19 protein-coding genes are annotated in these 19,320 nt (G+C 70.5%); 6 read left to right on the forward strand and 13 right to left on the reverse strand.

The window, feature by feature from the left end:
- Positions 1 to 323 precede the first annotated feature (323 nt).
- From ACFY2X_RS36015 to ACFY2X_RS36030, 4 genes are all read right to left on the reverse strand, one after another.
- Positions 324 to 770, reverse strand: coding sequence for a GNAT family N-acetyltransferase (locus tag ACFY2X_RS36015; RefSeq protein ID WP_389947460.1), 447 nt, complete (start codon positions 768 to 770; stop codon positions 324 to 326).
- A gap of 165 nt (positions 771 to 935) precedes the next feature.
- Positions 936 to 3,575: a phosphoenolpyruvate carboxylase gene (locus ACFY2X_RS36020; protein WP_389947462.1), complete on the reverse strand. Its 2,640-nt coding sequence runs from the start codon at positions 3,573 to 3,575 to the stop codon at positions 936 to 938.
- Positions 3,576 to 3,640: 65 nt separating this feature from the next.
- Positions 3,641 to 5,248, reverse strand: coding sequence for a hypothetical protein (locus ACFY2X_RS36025; RefSeq protein ID WP_389947464.1), 1,608 nt, complete (start codon positions 5,246 to 5,248; stop codon positions 3,641 to 3,643).
- Entirely contained in the window at positions 5,224 to 6,003 is a 780-nt protein-coding gene (locus ACFY2X_RS36030; protein WP_389947466.1) for an ABC transporter ATP-binding protein, read from the reverse strand. Before ACFY2X_RS36030 ends, ACFY2X_RS36025 begins: the two co-directional genes overlap by 25 nt.
- A 122-nt stretch (positions 6,004 to 6,125) precedes the next feature.
- On the opposite strand from ACFY2X_RS36030, the gene ACFY2X_RS36035 reads away from it, so the two are divergent.
- From ACFY2X_RS36035 to ACFY2X_RS36055, 5 genes are all read left to right on the forward strand, one after another.
- The gene (locus ACFY2X_RS36035) at positions 6,126 to 7,718 is read left to right on the forward strand and encodes an acyl-CoA carboxylase subunit beta (protein WP_389947529.1); all 1,593 of its coding nucleotides are present in this window, start codon (positions 6,126 to 6,128) and stop codon (positions 7,716 to 7,718) included.
- Positions 7,715 to 7,912 (forward strand): acyl-CoA carboxylase subunit epsilon, encoded by a 198-nt coding sequence (locus ACFY2X_RS36040; protein ID WP_389947468.1) that lies wholly within the window; start codon positions 7,715 to 7,717, stop codon positions 7,910 to 7,912. The genes ACFY2X_RS36035 and ACFY2X_RS36040 overlap by 4 nt, the downstream gene beginning before the upstream one ends.
- Before the next feature lie 101 nt (positions 7,913 to 8,013).
- Positions 8,014 to 8,955 (forward strand): NYN domain-containing protein, encoded by a 942-nt coding sequence (locus tag ACFY2X_RS36045; protein WP_389947470.1) that lies wholly within the window; start codon positions 8,014 to 8,016, stop codon positions 8,953 to 8,955.
- Between the two features lie 120 nt (positions 8,956 to 9,075).
- Positions 9,076 to 10,479 (forward strand): AlkA N-terminal domain-containing protein, encoded by a 1,404-nt coding sequence (locus ACFY2X_RS36050; RefSeq protein ID WP_389947472.1) that lies wholly within the window; start codon positions 9,076 to 9,078, stop codon positions 10,477 to 10,479.
- Positions 10,476 to 10,976 carry a methylated-DNA--[protein]-cysteine S-methyltransferase gene (locus tag ACFY2X_RS36055; protein ID WP_389947474.1) on the forward strand — a complete coding sequence of 167 codons (501 nt, stop codon included), beginning with the start codon at positions 10,476 to 10,478 and terminating at the stop codon, positions 10,974 to 10,976. The genes ACFY2X_RS36050 and ACFY2X_RS36055 overlap by 4 nt, the downstream gene beginning before the upstream one ends.
- 65 nt (positions 10,977 to 11,041) lie before the next feature.
- Here the strand turns inward: ACFY2X_RS36055 and ACFY2X_RS36060 are convergent, their stop codons facing one another.
- Positions 11,042 to 12,211: an MFS transporter gene (locus ACFY2X_RS36060; RefSeq protein ID WP_389947476.1), complete on the reverse strand. Its 1,170-nt coding sequence runs from the start codon at positions 12,209 to 12,211 to the stop codon at positions 11,042 to 11,044.
- Positions 12,212 to 12,339: 128 nt separating this feature from the next.
- On the opposite strand from ACFY2X_RS36060, the gene ACFY2X_RS36065 reads away from it, so the two are divergent.
- Positions 12,340 to 12,777, forward strand: coding sequence for a MarR family winged helix-turn-helix transcriptional regulator (locus ACFY2X_RS36065; protein ID WP_389947478.1), 438 nt, complete (start codon positions 12,340 to 12,342; stop codon positions 12,775 to 12,777).
- 87 nt (positions 12,778 to 12,864) lie between these two features.
- On the opposite strand, the gene ACFY2X_RS36070 is transcribed toward ACFY2X_RS36065, so the two are convergent.
- From ACFY2X_RS36070 to ACFY2X_RS36105, 8 genes are all read right to left on the reverse strand, one after another.
- Positions 12,865 to 13,803 carry a hypothetical protein gene (locus ACFY2X_RS36070; protein ID WP_389947480.1) on the reverse strand — a complete coding sequence of 313 codons (939 nt, stop codon included), beginning with the start codon at positions 13,801 to 13,803 and terminating at the stop codon, positions 12,865 to 12,867.
- On the reverse strand, positions 13,800 to 14,429 hold the full coding sequence (locus ACFY2X_RS36075) for a hypothetical protein (RefSeq protein WP_389947482.1): 630 nt from the start codon (positions 14,427 to 14,429) through the stop codon (positions 13,800 to 13,802). Before ACFY2X_RS36075 ends, ACFY2X_RS36070 begins: the two co-directional genes overlap by 4 nt.
- Positions 14,430 to 14,581: 152 nt before the next feature.
- Positions 14,582 to 17,536 (reverse strand): BTAD domain-containing putative transcriptional regulator, encoded by a 2,955-nt coding sequence (locus ACFY2X_RS36080; protein WP_389947483.1) that lies wholly within the window; start codon positions 17,534 to 17,536, stop codon positions 14,582 to 14,584.
- A gap of 44 nt (positions 17,537 to 17,580) precedes the next feature.
- Positions 17,581 to 17,982, reverse strand: coding sequence for a pilus assembly protein TadG-related protein (locus ACFY2X_RS36085; protein ID WP_389947485.1), 402 nt, complete (start codon positions 17,980 to 17,982; stop codon positions 17,581 to 17,583).
- Between the two features lie 118 nt (positions 17,983 to 18,100).
- Positions 18,101 to 18,517 carry a TadE/TadG family type IV pilus assembly protein gene (locus ACFY2X_RS36090; RefSeq protein WP_389947487.1) on the reverse strand — a complete coding sequence of 139 codons (417 nt, stop codon included), beginning with the start codon at positions 18,515 to 18,517 and terminating at the stop codon, positions 18,101 to 18,103.
- Positions 18,478 to 18,609, reverse strand: a complete 132-nt coding sequence (locus tag ACFY2X_RS36095; RefSeq protein WP_389947489.1) for a hypothetical protein — start codon at positions 18,607 to 18,609, stop codon at positions 18,478 to 18,480. Before ACFY2X_RS36095 ends, ACFY2X_RS36090 begins: the two co-directional genes overlap by 40 nt.
- 66 nt (positions 18,610 to 18,675) lie before the next feature.
- A complete protein-coding gene (locus tag ACFY2X_RS36100) occupies positions 18,676 to 19,101 on the reverse strand; it encodes a TadE/TadG family type IV pilus assembly protein (protein ID WP_389947491.1) in 426 nt (141 codons plus the stop codon).
- Positions 19,076 to 19,318: a Flp family type IVb pilin gene (locus ACFY2X_RS36105; protein WP_389947493.1), complete on the reverse strand. Its 243-nt coding sequence runs from the start codon at positions 19,316 to 19,318 to the stop codon at positions 19,076 to 19,078. Before ACFY2X_RS36105 ends, ACFY2X_RS36100 begins: the two co-directional genes overlap by 26 nt.
- Between the last annotated feature and the right edge of the window lie 2 nt (positions 19,319 to 19,320).

Below are 19,320 nucleotides of genomic sequence, written 5' to 3' on the forward strand. Positions count from 1 at the left end.
ACGCGATTTCGGCTCTGACGCTTTCCCTGGATGCTGTTGGTGATCTTCACGATGGTGGCAGGTCGTGGATGAGGCGTTCGAACGGTCGAAGAGAGCGAGTCGGCCGTCGGGGGTAGACGTCCTGATCGGCAAGCCGGAGAAGGTTGGTGCCCGCGGCGACGAGGACGAGCCCGGATTGTTCGCTCAGCCTCGACCGTAGCCCCGAAGAGCCCTTGACCAGCACGCCATCCCGAGCGCAAGCGACGGTAGGGACATCAACGTGCGTAACACCCTCTAAGAGCTCATCTACCGCGGAATCAGACGCCTGGCGTGTCGAAACAAGTTCACTCGGTGAGCCGTTTCCTCATGAAGACCACATCGCGTGGACCCGAGCGGCGGCGGTCGGTGATCTCGTAGCCGAGGCGTTCGTAGAGCGCGATGTTCGGCTTCATCAGGGCGTTGGTGATCAGCCGCAGTGCCCCCAGGCCCGCCTCACGGGCCTGGGCCTCGGCGAAGGCCAGGAGCCTCTTGCCCAGCCCCCGGCCGTGGCGGCCGGGGGCGACCGCCACGTTGTCCACCAGCAGCACGCCGTCTTCGGGGATCAGCACGATCAGCCCGGCGGTCTCCCCCTCCTCCTCCAGGAGGTGAACGTAACCTGCCGCGACATGCGCGGCGTAGTCGTCGTCCATCGGCTTGGGGCGGATGCCGATCAGCTCGGCCCACGGCTGGTAGGCCTCCGCCACGATCCCCTCGATGACCGGCAGGTCCTCGGGACGGGCGAGGTGGATCATCGCGGCTCCTTGGGTGTGAGGGCCCCGGGCTTCGAGGGCGGGGGCGGGGAAGAGGTCGAGTGCTGTCAGGAGGTCTGGCGGCCTTCCGCGGGCCCGCGGGAGAAGGTCGGCCGGTGTTCGCGAAGAGAAAGCCGGCCGGTGTTCCGCGGGCCCGCGAGGAGAGGGTCAGCCGGTGTTCTGCAGGCCCGCGGCGACGCCGTTGACCGACAGGAGCAGCAGCGTGGACAGCCGCTCGCGCTCCTCCTCCGACACGTCGCCGTCGGCACGGAGCGTGGACAGCGCGCGGAGCTGGAGGTGGGAGAGCGCGTCCACGTAGGGGTCGCGCAGCTGGACCGCGCGGGAGAGCACCCTGCGGTTCTCCAGCAGGCGGGTGTGGCCGGTGACCTCCAGGACCAGGCGGCGGGTGAGGTCGTATTCGCGCAGGACCTGCTGGACGAAGTCGTCCCGGCCACCGAGCGCGAGGTAGCGGGCGGCGATGTCCCGGTCGGTCTTGGCCAGCGACATCTCCACGTTGTCCAGCAACGAGGCGAACAGCGGCCACTCTTGGTAGGCGGCGCGCAGCTCGTCCAGGCCGGACTCGGAGATCACCGCCTCCAGGCCGCTGCCCAGGCCGTACCAGCCGGGCAGGTTGACCCGGGTCTGGGCCCAGGCGAACACCCACGGGATGGCCCGCAGGTCGTCCAGGGACCGGGGCGCGCCGAGGCCGCGCCGGGCGGGCCGGGAGCCCAGGCGCAGCGAGCCGATCTCCTCCAGCGGGCTGACCAGGGAGAACCACTCGGGGAAGCCGGGCGCCTCGGTCAGCGACCGGTAGGCCTTCTCCGAGGCGGAGGCGACCTGTTCGGCCATGCCCCGGAAGCGTCCGGCGGCCCGCGCCGTACGGGCCTCGATGGACGGGGTGGAGGCGAGCAGCACCGCCGAGGTGACCTGCTCCATGTGGCGGCGGGCGATGGCGACGTGGCCGTAGCGGGCGAAGATGACCTCGCCCTGTTCGGTGACCTTGAACCTGCCGCCCACCGAGCCGGGAGCCTGGGCGAGCACGGCCCGGTTGGCCGGTCCGCCGCCCCGGCCCAGGGCGCCGCCCCGGCCGTGGAACAGCGTCAGCCGCACATCGTGCTCGGTGGCCCAGGCGGACAACTTCTCCTGGGCCTCGTACAGCTTCATGGTCGCGGCGGCCGGGCCGAGTTCCTTGGCGGAGTCGGAGTAGCCGAGCATGACCTCCAGGCGGCGGCCGCCCGCGGCCAGGCGCTCCTGGATCCCCGGGATCTCCAGCATCCCCGTCAGCACCGTGGGGGCGTTGGCCAGGTCGGCGCCCGACTCGAACAGCGGGACCACGTCGAGCTGCGGGGCCTTGTCCCCGAGCGCGTGCCTGGCCAGCTCGTAGACTGCGGCGATGTCGTCGGCGGAACGGGTGAAGGAGACGACGTAGCGGGAGGCGGCGGTCACGCCGAACCGCTCCTGGATCCAGCCGATCGTCCGGATGGTGGCCAGGACCTCCTCGGTCCGCTCGGAGATCCGCCCCTCGGCGATCTCGGCCAGCGCCTCGGCGTGGACCTGCGAGTGCTGGCGCACCTCAAGCTCGGCCAGGTGGAAACCGAACGTCTCCACCTGCCAGATCAGGTGCTGCAGCTCGCCGTACGCCTGCCGCTTCGCCTTGGCCTCGACCAGCGACGCCTGGGCGACGCGCAGGTCGGCCAGGAGCTCCTCGGGCGAGCGGTAGGCCAGGTCGATGCTGCGCTGCCGGGTGGCCGCGATCCGGGCGGCGACGAACATCAGCCACTGCCGGTGCGGCTCCTGGGGGGAGCGGGTGGACAGCTCCGAGACCAGTTCGGGGTGGTCGTTCTCGGCGTCGGCGAGCGCGGTCCGCAGCTGCGGCGAGGCCGGGGTGTAGCCGGCGGTCAGGGTGAGGGTCCGGCCGATCCTGTGGGTGGCGTTCTCCAGGGCAATCAGCACGTGCTCGGACTGGATGAGCATGGCGTCCCTGGTCACCCTGGCGGTGACGTTGGGGTTGCCGTCCCGGTCGCCGCCGATCCAGCTTCCGTAGCGGATGAAGGGGCGGGCCAGCGGCTCGCGGGTGCCGGTTCCCTCCCCGAGCGCGGCGTCCAGCGAGCGGTAGACCATCGGGACCGCCCGGAACAGGGTCTCGTCGAAGGCCGCCATGGCGGTGCGGACCTCGTCCAGCGGGTCGAGCTTGGTGGACCTGAGCTGGGAGGTGCGCCAGAGCAGGTCGATCTCCTCCAGCAGCCGCCGGCGGGTCTCGGCCCGTTCGGCGGCGCCCCTCTCGGGGCTGTTGTAGGCGGCGAGCTGGCCGCTGATCCGCTGGATCGCGGTGACCACCGCGCGCCTGCGCGCCTCGGTCGGGTGCGCGGTCAGCACCGGGTGCAGCCGCAGTCCCTCCACCAGCTCGGAGACCTTCTCTCCGCCGAGTTCCTGCACGACCTGCGCCAGGGACTCGGGCAGCGGCTCCTTCCCGGTGTCGCGGACCCGGAGCGTGCGGATGCGGAAGTGCTCCTCGGCGAGGTTCGCCAGGTGGAAGTAGCAGGTGAACGCGCGGGCGATCTGCACCGCCCGGTCTATCGGCCACTCGGCGACCATCGCGGTGATCTCGTCGCCCGAGACCTTCCCGCGACGGGCCGCGATGACGGCCTTGCGTAGGCGTTCGACATCGGCGAGCAGGTCGTCGCCGCCGTGCTCGGCGATGACCTGCCCCAAAAGCTCTCCGAGCAGTCGCACATCCGCGCGTAGCTCTTCGGGCATCTCGGTGACGGCGGATGAACGTTCTGCCTGGTTGTTCGCGATGGCGGACATGCTCGTCAGCGTATCCAGTCCGTTTTCCCCGGCGGAGACCGGTCTCATCTATTGGACTAGACCACTCAGTTCGGCTGGGAGATCGCGGTCAGGATCTCGGGGTATCTCCTGAAGCCGATGCCGCCCGCGATCCGGCGGCCTCCCCAGGCGACCAGCAGGCCGTACGGCACCGCCAGCGCGCTGACCCCGGTGAAGCCGATGGCCACCGGCAGCGCCATCGGTACCGCCAGGACGCTCGTGCCGATCATCGCGCTGAACGAGGTCACGAAGGCGACGCCGCCCTGCCCCGGTGCGGCGCCGGTGAAGGCGTTGATCCGCTCGGGCACGGTGTACGGCAGAAGCACACTGGTCATGGCGCCCACGCCGAGCCCGACGCCGAGGATGCCCCAGGCGGTGAGCGCGGCGGGGACGGCCCAGAGCAGGTTGCCCGCGAGGAAGGCGGCGACCCCGGCCAGCAGGACCAGCAGCGGCATGGCGATCGTCATGACGGCCAGGTGCCGTCCGGCGAGGTCGGTCCGCCAGTCGCGGCCCGTGCCGTAGATCATGGAGTTCATCCACAGCGAGCGGCCGTCGATGCCGAAGGAGTTGGACGACTGCAGGCCGATCATCACCGCGCCGATGCACGCCGGGATGACCGCCAGCGCGACGCCCGTGGGCCCGACCCCGCCGTTCCTGCTCATGGAGAAGGCCATGATGCCGGTGACCGCGATGGCGGCGAACCAGCCGACCCGGCCCCGGGGGTCGCGGCGGGCGTACTTGAGCTCCTTGGTGGCGATCGCCGCGAGCGGGCCGTCGGGCAGGATCCGGGTCAGCAGGCCCCTGGAGTTGCGGACCGAGGCGCCCTGGGTGGAGGCGTCCGCGGAGACCAGCGCCCGGCGGAGCGCCACGATCCAGAGCCAGCCGACCACGACGACCACGACGGCGAGGAAGGCCAGCTCAGCGACCGCCACGAGGCCGCCGTCGGTGATGGCGTGCGCGGCCATGCCGGGCGGGGTCCAGCGCAGCACCGAGGCGATGACCCGCAGCATCCTGCCCGGGTCGCTCATCAGGCCGCCGTTGAGCATCAGGTTCGGCAGCTGGGCCGCCAGGATGAAGAAGACCACCGCGATGGCGAGCACGTCACGGCCCCTGCGCGTGCGCAGGATGCCGGAAAGGGACGTGGTGATCAGCCGCGAGGTGACGATGCAGAGCGCGAACTGGAGCAGGACGGCGACGATGCCCAGGAGCACGCCGCCGATCCCGGTGGCCAGGCCGACGATCGCGCCGAACGTGATGATCAGCGTGGCCGCCGGCCAGACGCCGGTGACCGAGGCGGCGAACATGCCGACCGCGAGCTGGCCGGTCCGCAGCGGGAACAACGACAGCCGGGACGGGTCGAGCGTGTCGTCCACGCCGAACGCCAGCAGCGGGACGACCGCCCACCCGACCAGGAAGACGGTGAACAACACGATCCCGACGTTCGCGGCGATGTCGGCGGGCGCCAGCCGGAGCATGGTCATCACGAAGAACCCGAAGCCCGCCACGACGACCGCGGCGATCACGGTGAAGACGAACCCGAGCAGGCGTTCGGTGCTGCCACGCAGGTTTCCGGCGATCAGACGGAGCTTGAGCCGGACGAAGACCGAGGGACCCACCCGGGGGGTGCCGCTCACGCCGAGGTCGCGCCCAGCCATGACAGCCCCTCCTCTCCGCCGTCGTGGCCGCGGACGCCGACCAGGCCGAGGAAGGCCTCGTTGAGGCTCTGTCCGGCCCGGACCTGGTCCAGCGGGCCCTGCGCGACGATCTGGCCACGGCTCATCACCGAGACCCAGTCACACAGGCGCTCGACGAGCTCCATGACGTGGCTGGAGAAGACGACGGTCGCGCCGGAGGCGGTGTAGCGCTGGAGCACCTCGACCAGCGTGTTGGCGCTGACCGGGTCCACGCCCTCGAACGGCTCGTCGAGAAAGAGCACCTTGGGGTTGTGCAGGAGCGCGGCGGCCAGGCCGATCTTCTTGCGCATGCCGGTCGAGTAGTCGACGACGAGCTTGTCCGCCGACTCCGTCAGATCCATGACCTTGAGCAGTTCGGCGGCCCGCTGCTCCACCTCGGCCCTCGGGATGCCCCGGAGCTGGCCGTTGTAGGACAGCAGTTCCCGGCCGGACAGCCGCTCGAACAGGCGCAGCCCTTCGGGGAGCACGCCGATGCGGCCCTTGACCGCGACCGGGTCTCGCCAGACGTCGAGACCGTCGATGTGGATCGCGCCGCCGTCCGGGCGGAGCAGGCCGGTCACCATACTGAGCGTGGTGGTCTTGCCCGCGCCGTTCGGCCCGACCAGGCCGGCGAAGCTGCCTCGTGGCACGACCAGGTCGACGCCGCCGACGGCGATCTGCTGGCCGAATCTTTTGAACAGCCCTTGCGTCCGTACCGCCTCGGTAATGCCCGTCATGGCCCCTACTTTGTCAGAATTTCCGATTTGACGGCCTGTTATATCTGGGGGGCAAACGAACGACCGCCCCCGATAGTTCTCCATGTCAGGAGACGGTTACCCTGCTGGGCATGAGTCACCCGATGAGCGCTGAGCCGATAGCCGCCGGAATCGATATTCACACCACAGCGGGAAAACTCGCCGACCTGGAGCGCCGCCTGGACGAGGCGACCCACGCCGGTTCCGCGCGTGCGGTGGAGAAGCAGCACGCCAAGGGCAAGATGACCGCCAGGGAGCGAGTGCTGGCATTCCTTGACGAGGACAGCTTCGTGGAGTTCGACGAGCTGGCCAGGCACCGGTCCACGAATTTCGGCCTGGAGCGCGAGCGTCCGTACGGCGACGGCGTGGTGACCGGCTACGGCACGGTGGACGGCCGCCCGGTGGCGGTGTTCGCCCAGGACTTCACGGTGTTCGGCGGGTCGCTGGGCGAGGTCTTCGGCGAGAAGATCGTCAAGGTCATGGACCACGCGCTGAAGACCGGCTGCCCGGTGATCGGCATCAACGACTCCGGCGGGGCGCGCATCCAGGAGGGCGTCGTCTCCCTGGGCCTGTACGCCGAGATCTTCAAGCGGAACGTGCACGCCTCCGGAGTGATCCCGCAGATCTCGCTGATCATGGGCCCGTGCGCGGGCGGCGCGGTCTACTCCCCCGCGCTCACCGACTTCGTGCTGATGGTCTCGGAGAAGTCGCACATGTTCATCACCGGCCCGGACGTCATCAAGACGGTCACCGGCGAGGAGGTGACGTTCGAGGAGCTGGGCGGCGCGCACACGCACAACTCCAGGTCGGGCGTCGCGCACTACGAGGCCGCCGACGAGGCCGACTGCCTGGAGTTCGCCAGGGCGCTGCTGTCCTACCTGCCGTCCAACAACCTGGACGAGGCTCCGGCCTTCGACGTCGACCCGGTCCTTTCGACCACCGCCGATGATCTCGAACTCGACACGTTGATCCCGGATTCGGCGAATCAGCCGTACGACATGCACACGGTGATCGAACATATTCTCGACGACGGCGAATTCCTGGAGGTGCACGCGCAATTCGCGCCGAACATCCTCGTGGGCTTCGGCCGGGTCGAAGGTCGTTCCGTGGGGATCGTCGCCAACCAGCCGATGAGTTTCGCGGGCACGCTGGACATCGCGGCGTCGGAGAAAGCGGCGAGATTCGTCCGCACGTGCGACGCGTTTAACATTCCGGTTCTGACATTTGTCGACGTTCCGGGATTCCTCCCCGGCACCGACCAGGAATGGAACGGGATCATCCGCCGCGGCGCGAAGCTGCTCTACGCCTACGCGGAGGCGACCGTCCCGCTGGTGACGGTCATCACCCGCAAGGCGTACGGCGGGGCCTACGACGTCATGGGGTCCAAGCACCTGGGCGCTGACATCAACCTGGCCTGGCCGACCGCGCAGATCGCGGTGATGGGCGCGCAGGGCGCGGTCAACATCCTCTACCGGCGCGAACTCGCCTCGGCCGACGACCCCGACGCGGAGCGGGCCCGTCTCGTCACCGAATATGAAGACACTCTCGCCAATCCGTATCTTGCGGCCGAACGTGGGTATGTGGATGCGGTGATCCGCCCGTCCGACACTCGCGTACAGATCATCAGGGCATTGCGCGCCCTGCGTAACAAGCGCGCGACACTGCCCCCGAAGAAGCATGGGAACATCCCGCTATGACGCACTTGAAGATCGTCCGTGGGGACGCGACCCAAGAGGAGATCGCCGCGCTCGTGATCGCGCTCACCTCACGGGCGATCCCAGTGGCGAAAGCAACACAAAAGCAGGAAACTTGGCGTAATCCCTCACATCGCATGCGAAAACCTCTCCCCGTTGGACAAGGTGCATGGAGATCAAGCGCACTGCCGAGATAGATCCTCAGAACAGGGTGTCAAGTTGCGCGAGAGTTGGGACTATCTAAGAAATGGGCGCATATAGTCAGCCGATCAGCTAGTTCCGAGGCCTGGAGGACGACATGACCATCCTGGACCTCACGTCCCATCCCGTCGTCGCGAAGTACGCCGTCCTGGTGGACGTGGGATATCTCTATGCGGCCGCGGGGGAAGTGCTTCTGGGCGCCAAGGAACGCAAGGAATACCGTGTCGCGGCTGACGAGCTCATCCAGGCGCTGCAGAAGCACGCGGAAGCGCGCATTCACGGCGAGCTGCTGAGAATCTACTGGTACGACGCCGCCCGCGACCGGGTTCCGACCGTGGACCAGCGTGTCATCGCCCAGCTCCCCTGGGTCAAGGTGCGCCTGGGCAACCTCAACGCGCGAGGGCAGCAGAAAGGCGTGGACGCGCAGATCCGGAGCGACCTGGAGGCGCTGGCCAGGCACCACGCGGTGAGCGACACGATCCTGCTCGCCGGAGACGAGGACATGGTCCCCGCCGTCGAGGCCGCCCAGGCCTACGGCGTGCGGATCCACCTGTGGGGCGTCGAACCGCCCTACGGCACCAACCAGGCCGAACGGCTCGTCTGGGAGTCCGACACCGTCGAGATCATCAGCGCCGACTTCCTCCGCTCCTTCTTCAGCCGCGCCCCCGCCCCCGTCCCGGTCCCCCCGACCGCCCCCTCTCCCGCCCAGGTCTTCGCCGGCCGCGCACCCACCACGGTCAAGCCCAAGGTCCCCGTCGGCCCGATCACCAAGCTCGGCCCCAGCCGTCCCCGGGTCGAGGAGGTGGGCGAGCACGTGGCCCAGAAGTGGATCCTCACCCGCGGCCGTGACAACATCCGCGACCTGCTCCCCGGCCCGATCCTCCCCACGGTCATCGACACCGAGCTCCTCATCGAGGCGGAGAAGGAGCTCGGCCACTCCCTGCGCCCGTACCCCGAGGCCCGGGTCTGGCTTCGCGACGGTTTCTGGGCCCGGGTCTACCGCGAGTTCGAGATCGGGGTCGGCGTCTCCTCCAAGTGACGGCTTCGCGTGACCGTTTCGGGTGACCGTTTCGCGTGACGATCCCGCCCGGCGGCCGCGTGACGGTCATGTCCGATTGTCGCCAGCCGTACCGTCTGTGCTGGGGATAGCGTCGTCGATGTGTCCGTGAGAGAGCTCGATTTCAATTCCTGTTACCGTGCCGTGGTCGCGAGAGACGCCCGCTTCGACGGGCGGTTCTACACGGCGGTCACCTCCACCAACATCTACTGCCGGCCGATCTGCCCGGCCCGCACACCCGCTTCACGCAACGTACGGTTCTACCGCCATGCGGCCTCCGCCGAGGCGGCCGGTTTCCGGCCATGCAAGCGGTGCCGGCCGGAGCTCAGCCCCGGCGATCCCGGCTGGGACCACCGCGGCGACCTGATCGGCCGGGCGCTGCGGCTGATCGACGAGGGCGCGGCCGATGACGGCGGGGTCGCGAGGCTGGCCAGGCGGCTGCACATCACCGAACGGCACCTGCACCGGCTCTTCACCACCGAGATCGGCGTGGGGCCGCTGGCCGTGGTCAAGACGAAACGCCTGCTGCTGGCCAAGCAGCTGCTGACCGAGACCAGGCTGCCGATCACCGATGTGGCGTTCGCGTCGGGCTTCGGGAGCGTGCGGCAGTTCAACGCGACCATGAAGGAGACCTATGGCTTCACCCCCGGAGAGCTGCGGGCCACGGCGGGAAGCGCCGCCGCCCACGACTCGCTGACGCTCCGGCTGCACCTGCGCGAGCCGTACGACGCCGAGACGCTGATGGGGTTCCTGAGGGCACGGGCGATTCCCGGGCTGGAGCATGTCGACGAGACGGCGTACAGCCGCGCCGTTCCCGGCGGGGCGATCACCCTCACGCCGGCGTCCGGCTACGTCCAGCTGGACGTGTGCCTTGCCGACACCCGCCATCTGGCTCGCGTCGTCGCCCGCTGCCGCAGGCTCCTCGACCTCGACGCCGATCCCGAGGCCATTTCCCGCGCTCTCGGGGAGACCTCTCTCGGCCCGCTCGTCGCCGCCCGGCCCGGCCTGCGCGTCCCCGGCGCCTGGGACGGCTTCGAAGTGGCCGTCCGCGCCGTGGTCGGCCAGCAGATCTCCGTCGCAGGCGCCCGCACCATCCTCGGCCGCATCGTGAGCCGTGCCGGCCGCCGCACCGGCGCCGACGGGCTCACCCACCTGTTCCCCACCGCCGAAGAGCTCATGGAGGCCGACCTCAGCGAGCTGGGGATGACCGGGCGGCGGGTGGCCACGTTGAAGGCGCTCGCCGGGAAAGTGGCCGGCGGGGAGATCGACCTGGACGGAGCCCAGGAGCCGGGGCAGACCGTGGCCCGGCTGCTGGAGGTGCCGGGGATCGGGCCGTGGACGGCCAGTTATGTCGCGCTGCGGGCGCTGCGCGACCCGGACGCGTGGCCCGAAGGAGACCTCGTGCTGCGCCGGACCATGGCGTGCCTGGGCATCCCCGACAGCCACATCGAACAGTGGCGGCCCTGGCGGGCCTACGCCGCACTACACCTATGGAGTTCCCAATGATCGAGGCACAGGTTCTTCCCACCCCCGTCGGCCCGCTGGCGCTGCTCTCCCACGAGGGGGTCCTCATCGCGGCCGGTTTCACCCCCGACCCGCAGGAGATGTTCGTACGGCTCTCGCCCCAGCTCCAGGCCCGCGGCCTGACCAGGACCGACGATCTGGGCCGCCCGGCGCAGGCCGTACGGGATTATCTGGACGGCGACCTCAAGGCCCTTGACGACGTCGAGCTGGCGCAGCCCGGCTCACCCAAGCGGCAGCGGTTGCTGACGGCCCTGCGGGAGGTGCCGCCAGGCGTCACGATCAGCTACGCCGATCTCGCCGAGCGGGCGGGGTTGCCGAGGACGGCGGCCAGGGCGGCGGGGGCGGCGTGCGCGCAGAACCTGATCGCGCCGTTCGTCCCGTGCCACCGCATCCTGCCGTCCACCGGCGGCTTCGGCGGCTACTACTACGGCATCCCGGTCAAGCAGTGGCTGCTGACCCACGAGAAGGCTCTCGCCTGAGCCGGCGAAGGGCCCTCTCCGCCGACGGTCCAGACAGCCCAGACGGCTTCGGCGGCTTCGGCGGCTCAGACGGCTTCGGCGGCGAGGACCCGCTCACGGCCGATGCCGCGGACAGAGAGCGCCACGACGGCCAAGCCCGCCAGGCCCAGCAGCGCGGCCGCCCAGGCGGGCGCGGTGTAGCCGAGGCCACCCTGGATGACGAGGCCGCCGGCGAAGGAGCCGAGGGTGTTGGCGAGATTGAAGGCGGCGATGTTGGCGGCGGAGGCGAGCATGGGCGCCCCCGCGGCGGCGTCCAGCACCCGGGTCTGCAGCGGAGGAACGGTGGCGAATCCGGCCACCCCGAACAGGGCGAGCGTGACGATGAACGCGATCTGTCCGTGGGCGGTGAAGGTGAGCAGTGCCGCCAGAACGGTGAGCCCGCCGACCGAGAAGTACAGGCTGGCGCTCAGCGCCCGGTCGGCCAGCCTCCCGCCGAGCAAATTGCCGATCACGACGCCCACTCCGAACAGGGCCATCAGCAGCGGCACGGATCCGGCCGGCAGCCCGGCCACCTCTGTGATCATGGGCGCGACGAAGGTGATGACGGTGAAGACGGGGGCGAAGCCCAGGGTCGTCATGAGCAGCGCCAGCCAGACCTGGCCGCTGCGGAAGGCGGCGAACTCCCGCCGGAGGCTCTGCCCGGTGGGGCGAGGCTGGGCGGGAACCAGCGCGGCGACCCCGGCCAGGCCGGCCACACCGATCGCGGTGACGATCCAGAAGGTGGCGCGCCAGCCGAGGTTCTGGCCGACGGCGGTGCCCAGGGGCACGCCGAGGACGTTGGCCAGGGTGAGCCCGGTGAACATCAGCGCGATCGCGCTGGCTCGCTTCTCCGGCGCGACGAGGTCGGCGGCGACGACCGAGCCGATGCCGAAGTAGGCACCGTGCGCGAAGGCGGCGACCACCCGGCCTGCCATCAGGCTCCCGTAGCCCGGCGCGAGCGCGCAGAGCAGGTTGCCCACGATGAACACGACCATCAGGGCCAGCAGCATGGTCTTCCTGGAGAACCGGGTGCCGAGCATGGTGAGCAACGGGGCACCGACGACGACCCCGAGGGCATACCCGGAGACCAGCAGCCCGGCGGTCGGGATCGACACCCCGAAGTCGGCCGCCAGTTCGGGCAGCAGCCCATTGATCACGAATTCGGTGGTGCCGATGCCGAAAGCGCTGATCGCGAGGGCGAGCAGGGCGAGAGGCATGAAGAGACTCCTCGACTACAGTGAGGTACATAGCCAGCGTCAGCATTATTTGCAGACGCCGACTATTTGCAGACGCCCGCTATCTCACCATGCAATCACTTGGAAAGCCAAAGAAACGAGTGTGAGCCGTGCCACTCCCCGACGACGCCGTGGAGGCCCGCGCCCATGGATGGCGCACGCTGGCCGCCCTGCACGCCCGTATCGAAGACCGTCTGGAACGGGCGCTCCAGGCCGGACACGGCCTGAGCGTGAGCGAGTTCACCGTGCTGGACGTCCTGGCCCGCCAGGACGGCTGGCACATGCGCATGCAGCAGCTCTCCCGGGCGGTCGTGCTCAGCCAGAGCGCGACGACCAGGCTGGTGACGCGCCTGGAGGAGCGGGGGCTGCTCTCCCGCTACCTGTGCGAGGACGACCGCCGCGGCATCTACACCGAGGTGACCCCGGCCGGGTGCGATCTGCTCGCCCAGGCCAGGCCCACACATGACACCGTCCTGAAGGAGACGTTGACCGAGGCGCTGGAGGTGCCCGAGCTCGTCCCGCTCGTGCGCGTCATCGAATCCCTCTGACTTCGCGCCCCGGCCCCTTCGACACCCGCGTCACCGCGTCTCCGGGACGGGCCGGGCGGGCCGCTCGCAAGCCAGGCGGCCCATGGCTCAGTTGTTCCCCCTGACCGTGCTCTGCACCTCACCCACCTCGACGTCACGGGTGGCGCTCATCTGGATCGGGTCGTAGGCGAAGGGCACCACGTTGTCCTGCACGGCGACGTCCCACGACGAGGTCACCGTCAGCTCGTAGACGTCACGCGGCTGGTCGACCGAGGCGCGGAGATACCGGACACCGCATGTGAAGTCCTTGGCCCCCTTGACGTACGGCCTGCCGGTCGGGCCACAGGCGTCCTTGTCCTTGACCTCGGCGCGCTCGCCGGTCGTCCCCGGGTCGATGTCGATGTTCCTCAGGGTGGCGGTCACGGTCGCGCTCATGACCCCCGGGAGCGTCGCGGTCACGGACCTGGTGGTGTCGCCGGTCCCGTCCAGCCAGACCCAGGTCGGCAGGTTGACGTAGCTCTGGGCGTCCGGGCTCAGCCGGATCTTCGGCTCGGGCACGGTCAGCGCGGCGCGGGCGATGTCGACGAGGTCCTGGATGGTGATCCCGTTGGGCGGGGTCGTGCCGGGCGGCACGAACACGTAGGGCTCCATCGCCAGCTGGCAGGCCACACCCTTGGGGTCGGACGCGTCGTGGGCGACCGTCCACCAGCGCCCCTCCTCACCGACCTTCTCCTGGAACCTCTTGAGGGTCTCGTTGCGGCGTTTCTGCTCATCGGGATGCCACGCTTCGGAGGGGTGCGCCTTGCGCTGGAAATCCAGCATGTCGGCGGCGTTCTGAGCGGGTTCGTACCAGCAGGGACGCTTGAGCCGATACCCGTCGCTCTTCCCTCCGCCCCCGTTCCCGCTGACGATGATCTGGGAGTTCGTCAGCTTGATCTCGGCCGTGTTCCCGTGCTGGCTGGTCTCGGCCCGCACACCCGGCCCGGGATCATCGCCACCGGCTCCGGAGACGAGCAGCAGCCCCGCAACGACCACATTAATGATCATCGAAGACACCCCTTCACACGCTCATCCGGAAGAGAGGCGTACTGGAACAACTTGATCCGCCAGACCCCGTCGTCGCCCCGCCGAAGGCCGACGATCTGCAGGAAGGGTTCCCTGGCCCACCCGGATCGGCCACCGATCACCTTTCCGGTCCTTCCGTTCAGGAGCCGCATCTCCGTCTCGTCGACGCATATGTTGAGCTGGGCTCCCCGGTCCACGACCGCGACGAGGTTCGGCGCGTACAGCCGGGAGGTCCCTCGCACCGACTCGTGCCTGTCCAGGTATTTCCGTATCCACGCGCTCGCCGCCCAGGTCGCGTCATCCTGGACCGTGTCCAGGTAGGTGGCGTCGCCGCCGCCGGCGATGATCGCCTTGAACGCCCTGGCGCGGTATTCACGGTACGTGTCGATCATTTTCACCATGTCGGGGTCGGCCCCGGCCGGCCACTCGACGACCACCCGCACTCCGGGCCCGGCCTCGACCGCCTCCGCCTTCGGCGCGAGGGTGGGCGCGGGCTCCTCCAAAGAACTCGCGGCACCCGCGGGGAGATCGACGGGGGTGAACGGCCGAGCGGCCGGCGAGGAACAGCCCGCCAGCGCGACCAGAGCCAGTGCGATCACCGCGCGCATGCCGGTCACGCTAGGCGTGCCCGCCGTACGGAACCACCGGTATGCACCGATCGGTATGGATTCATCCGCCCCCTCAGGCCGGCCCGTCCCGGCTCCCCAAGGTCTGCGGGTCGTCACGGCGTTCTCCGCGGGTGCCGGGCCCGTCACCCCGGTCATGCCGACGGCGCCGAACTCATCCGCCATGAGGGCAGCAGCTCGTCGATGAGCGCCTCGGTCTCCGGCGCCATCCCGCCGCCCTCGGGATGAGACTCGGCCCGCCGGTGCAGGGCGTCGACCACGGCCCGCAGACGGCCGGAATCACCGGTGAGGTGGGTGGCCCGCAGCAGGTCCCGCCAGAGCCTCTCGTCGTCGGCGGCCAGCAGCAGCCCGGCCCGCACCGCCGCCACGGCCCGGTCCACCTCGCCGCGGGCCAGCCGTGTCTCGCAGAGCCGGTGCGCGGCGTCGGCGACGGCGGCGGTCACGTCGTACTCCAGGTCGTCGGCTGCCAGCCAGGTATAGCGACCACGCGGGCGGTCGTTCAGCAGCGGGCCCCGCACCAGGCTCAACGCCTCCTCCAGAAGTGCGACGCTCGCGACGGGGTCCGCCTGCGACCGGCGGACGAGGTCGCGGAAGAGCATCCAGTCGGTCCTCACCTCAGGCCCCAGACGCAGACGTCCCGAGTCGTCGGTGAAGAGGTTGGGCCGCCCGGCGCTGTCGGCGCCCAGCCACGCGACGACCCTGGCGATCGTGGCGTCCCTGACCGCGGCCTGCACGCCCCGCGGCCAGAGGATGCCGCCGAGCACGACCGGGTGGACACCGCCCGGATGGGTGGCCAGGTAGACGACGAGCTCGGCGGCGAGCACCGCGCGGCCCTCCTCCATCGGCGGCGGGCCGCCGATTTCGACCGGGCCCAGAATCCGCACCTCGACCGAGGGCGTCCGCGGAACCGGCCCCGGCTCGTCGGGCAGGAGCTCGCCGTCGAGGCGCTCGGCCGTACGGAACAGGTCGATCAGGGCACGGTAGTGGCGACGGGGCAGCAACTGCGCGGACACCTCGAACCCGAGCGCGTCCACGGCGGCCCGGCCGTCCTCGGTGATCTCCCAGTTCCAGGTGGCGTGCGGGACGTCGCCCGCCACGACGTATCCGGCGGCCGTCCGGGCGCCCTTCCTGGCGAGGGCCGCCAGGCGGCGGCCCTCGTCGGCGTTCGGCGCGATCGAGGACAGCAGGTAGTGCGGCGGCCAGATCGGATCGGCGGCACGGCCGTGAATCCGGCCGGTGAGCACCTCGTCGCCGTGACCGCGCTCGGAGGCCCTGACCTCCAGGTCGGGCAGGACCTCGGCCAGGCTGCCCGCGTATCGGATGCGGTCGGGGGCGATCACGGCCAGCTCCTCTCCGAAACCGACGAGCGTGATGCGCATCCGATCCGACCAGCGGTTGGTGGCCAGCTCCACGGCGAGGGCGGCGAGGGCGGCTGTGGTCTGGGGGCCCCTGACACTGATCAGCCCGTGGGCCGCCTCCAGGTCGACGAGCACCCGCCCCTCGCCGTCGGAGCCCAGCGAGACCAGACCCGGGTACGGCGCGGGCGCGTCGGAGAGCGCCCGCTCGTCGAGCATCCGGCCCTCGTGAGCCGGGAGCCGCCAGACCTGACCGCCGTCATGGGCGGTCCAGGGTGCGGGGGCGTCGGCGTCGGGCGGGTGGATCCACAGGTCGAGGGTTCGCGGGGACAGGTGCGCGGCGTAAATCGTGGGCGGAACGCGGGTCTGGGCCGCGAGGGACCTGCCGAGGAGCCGGAGTCCCATGTCCAGCATCCGGCTGCCCGGGGCGTCGGCACCGAGCCGGAGCGCGAGCTCGGCCTGGGCTGCGTCGCCTCTCGGCCGGACGATCCGGCGCCCGAACGCCCGATGCCACAGTTGCCGTCTGCGCCTGCGGCCGAGCGCCGCCAGCAGCCCCGCTGCCGCCAGCGAGGCCCCGGCCAGGTAGTCGAGCACTCCCAGCCCGGAGTCCTGACCGGAGTCCTGCCCGGTGTCGCTCCCGCCGGTCGCCGCCCCCGCATCCCGGTGCTCCGCCCGGCCGGGGTCGGTGGCCGCGCGCGGATCCCCCTTGGCGCCCTTCGCGGTCGCATCCCCGCGCTGCCTGTGGGAGGTGTCGCGCTCGGCGGTGCTCTCCCGGTGGGAGCGCCCGTGCTCGGCGGTGCTCTCCCGGTGAGACTCCTGCGAGGAGCCGGGATCCCGGCGCGTCTCGGCGGCGCCGGTCTTGCCCTGCCCGCCGCCGGATCGGTCGCCCGGGATGACGGAGGTGTCGGGAGGGAGGGAGACCTCCGCCGGCAGCCCCCAGCCGTCGGGGGTGAAGGTCTGGGTGTGGCCGTCGAGATCCGAGGGCTTGCCCGGATGGTCCTTGAGGGTCTCGCCCCGGGGCTGGGTGGCCGGGACGATGTGGACGTTCCTGGCGTCATCCGGCATGTCGAGAACCCAACCGGGCCTGATCAGGTCGGCCATGTGGAGACGGCTGCCGTCGGGCTGCTCCTTGTGCTGGTTGAGCCGGTAGATCTCCGGGTAGCGCCGCCCGTCGCCCAGGCACTTCTCCGCGATCTCCCACAGGCTCTCGTGGTGGCGCCCGTGCGGCGGCTGCACCACGTAGACCTTCTTGGCCTTCTCCACCGGCGCCAGCGACGCCCGCTCGACCGCGACCGGAGCGGACAGCACGGCCGAGGCGACGACGGGACGTGCCACCGGCGGACCGCTCAGCTTCGCGATCGGCACGGCCACCGCCGACACGGTGAACAGCAGCAGGACCGCCGAGACCAGGCGGTTGGCCAGCATCTGGGTGCCACCGGCGAACGGAACCCTGGCGGGCATGCCGACCCGGCGCACCCCGGCGTAGATCTCGACGATCACGCAAACGGTCAGCTGCAGCCATGCGAGCCAGACCAGGAGCACGAGGATCGCGACGACCGTACTGACACCGACCTGGCTGGTCAGCAGGTCGAGATCGAGCAGTTCGGGCGGGAGCGGCGGCCCGGCCAGCCTGAGCAGGGCGTAGGGGACTCCGGCGACGAGCGCGATCAGCACGACCAGCGCACCGAGCCCGGCGGCCAGGTCGCCCGCGGTGCGCTTGGGCCTTATCCGCACGGGCTGTCGCGTGGGCGTGCGTCTCCCCCCGGCCGGGCCACCCATCAGACGTCCTCCCCCGTGTCCGGACCGGCGGTTGCCGTCGCCTCCATCTCGGAGCCGGGAAAGCCGAAGGCCACCAGGAAGAAGGCCTTCCAGGAGACCGAGACCGCCACCGTGACCTCGGCCTGCCCCGCGCCGATCGTGCACTCGCCGAGGCGGACATCGGCGGTGGCGTAGGCGGAGACGATCTCCTCCGCCTTGCCGCAGACCGTGCCCTCCTCCAGCAGCCGAGCCTGGTTGGTGGCGCGGAGGTGCTCGACGTCGATCTGGTCGGCGGCCGACCGGGCCGCCTGCTCCGCGATGTCGGCGGCCCGCAGCCGGGCGTTGATGGCGGCTCCGCCGTCCACCAGAAGCCCGGCCAGCAGGAAGACCACCACCGAGAAGATCACGGTGAACACCGACATCGACCCCCGGTCGTCTCCACGCCCTTTCCCCCCGTCGAGTTCAGGGGGCCGCGGCGCCACCCCCTGGGACGCAGGCCGGGGCATCGGGCCGGAAAGGGGCCGGGACGCCGGTCTCTCCTCACTCCTGAGAGTCATCCACCCTCCGGAACTGCTCAAGCGGCACCACCGAATCGCCCTTCATCTCCTTGGCGGCGCCGAAGCCGAGGAAGTCCAGATTCAGCGAGCAGGTCACCTCCGCCCGCACCTGGCCGCCCTCCTCCCATTTCGTGCCGGTCGAGAGGTCGACCTCGGGCTCGCACTCACCCGACAACGCGGCCTTGGCGGCCTCGTCGGCCGCGTTCTCGGCGTCGGCCAGTGTGCGTTCGACCGAGGCGGCCCTGGCCGCGTCTCTGGCCGCGCCGTTGACCTCGCCCTGGGCCTCCACCACCCTCCCGGCGCCGACCAGGAAGAGCAGGAACAGCAGGAAAACCGGGGCCAGCAGCACCGTCTCGGCCGTCAGCGACCCGCGCTCACCACCGCACCGTCCGCACCGCACGTGTCCACACCGCGCATGTCCACACCGCGCATGTCCGCACCGCAGGTGACCACACCGCAGGTGACCACACCGCAGGTGACCACACCGCGCATGTCCGTATCCGCGTTCGCCGTGCCCTCGTCCGCGTTCGCCGTGGGAAGGGGCCGCGGTCACGGGGGTCATGGGCATCCCTCGCTCCCGTCGTCGGGGCGGAAGCACTCGACGGGACCGCCGAAGCGCGCGGTGACGGTGAAGGTCGTGGACGGCAGCAGCGGGACGACCTGGACCGCCGTGGCGGTGATCTCGACGCCTCGCCGGTCTCCTTCCTCCCAGGTCGTCACGGTCGCGCCGTCGAGGAGCTTCGGCCCGACGGCCCTGAGCACCTGCTCGGCCCGGTCCTTGGCGTCGGACTCCCAGGAGTCGGTGTCGATCCGGGCCAGCCGGGCGCCTTCCCTGGCGGCGGCGTCGGCGACCTGACGCCCGTGGAACCACAGGGCGAACTGCACGACGAGCAGGATGACGGCCAGCACCACCGGCATGATCATCGCCAGCTCGATGACGGCGGCGCCCCGCTCCCGGTCACGGCTCCCCGCCGCCCTGGCCACCTCCACCTCCCCCGCCGAACTGGCTGGAGATCTCGTTCTGCTTCCCCTCGACCAGGGTCTTGATGAGGGTGGCCAGGCCGAGCGCGACCCCGGCGATGATGGCCGTGATGATGACCCACTCGACGGCGGAGGCCCCCCGGGTGGGCGCGTTGCGTGCCTTGTCGATGCGCACGCTCAGAAGGGCGGCCGTGTAAACGATCCACGGATGACTCAGCATGG

The sequence above is a fragment of the Streptosporangium sp. NPDC000396 genome (assembly GCF_042898655.1).
Classification (GTDB): Bacteria; Actinomycetota; Actinomycetes; order Streptosporangiales; family Streptosporangiaceae; genus Streptosporangium.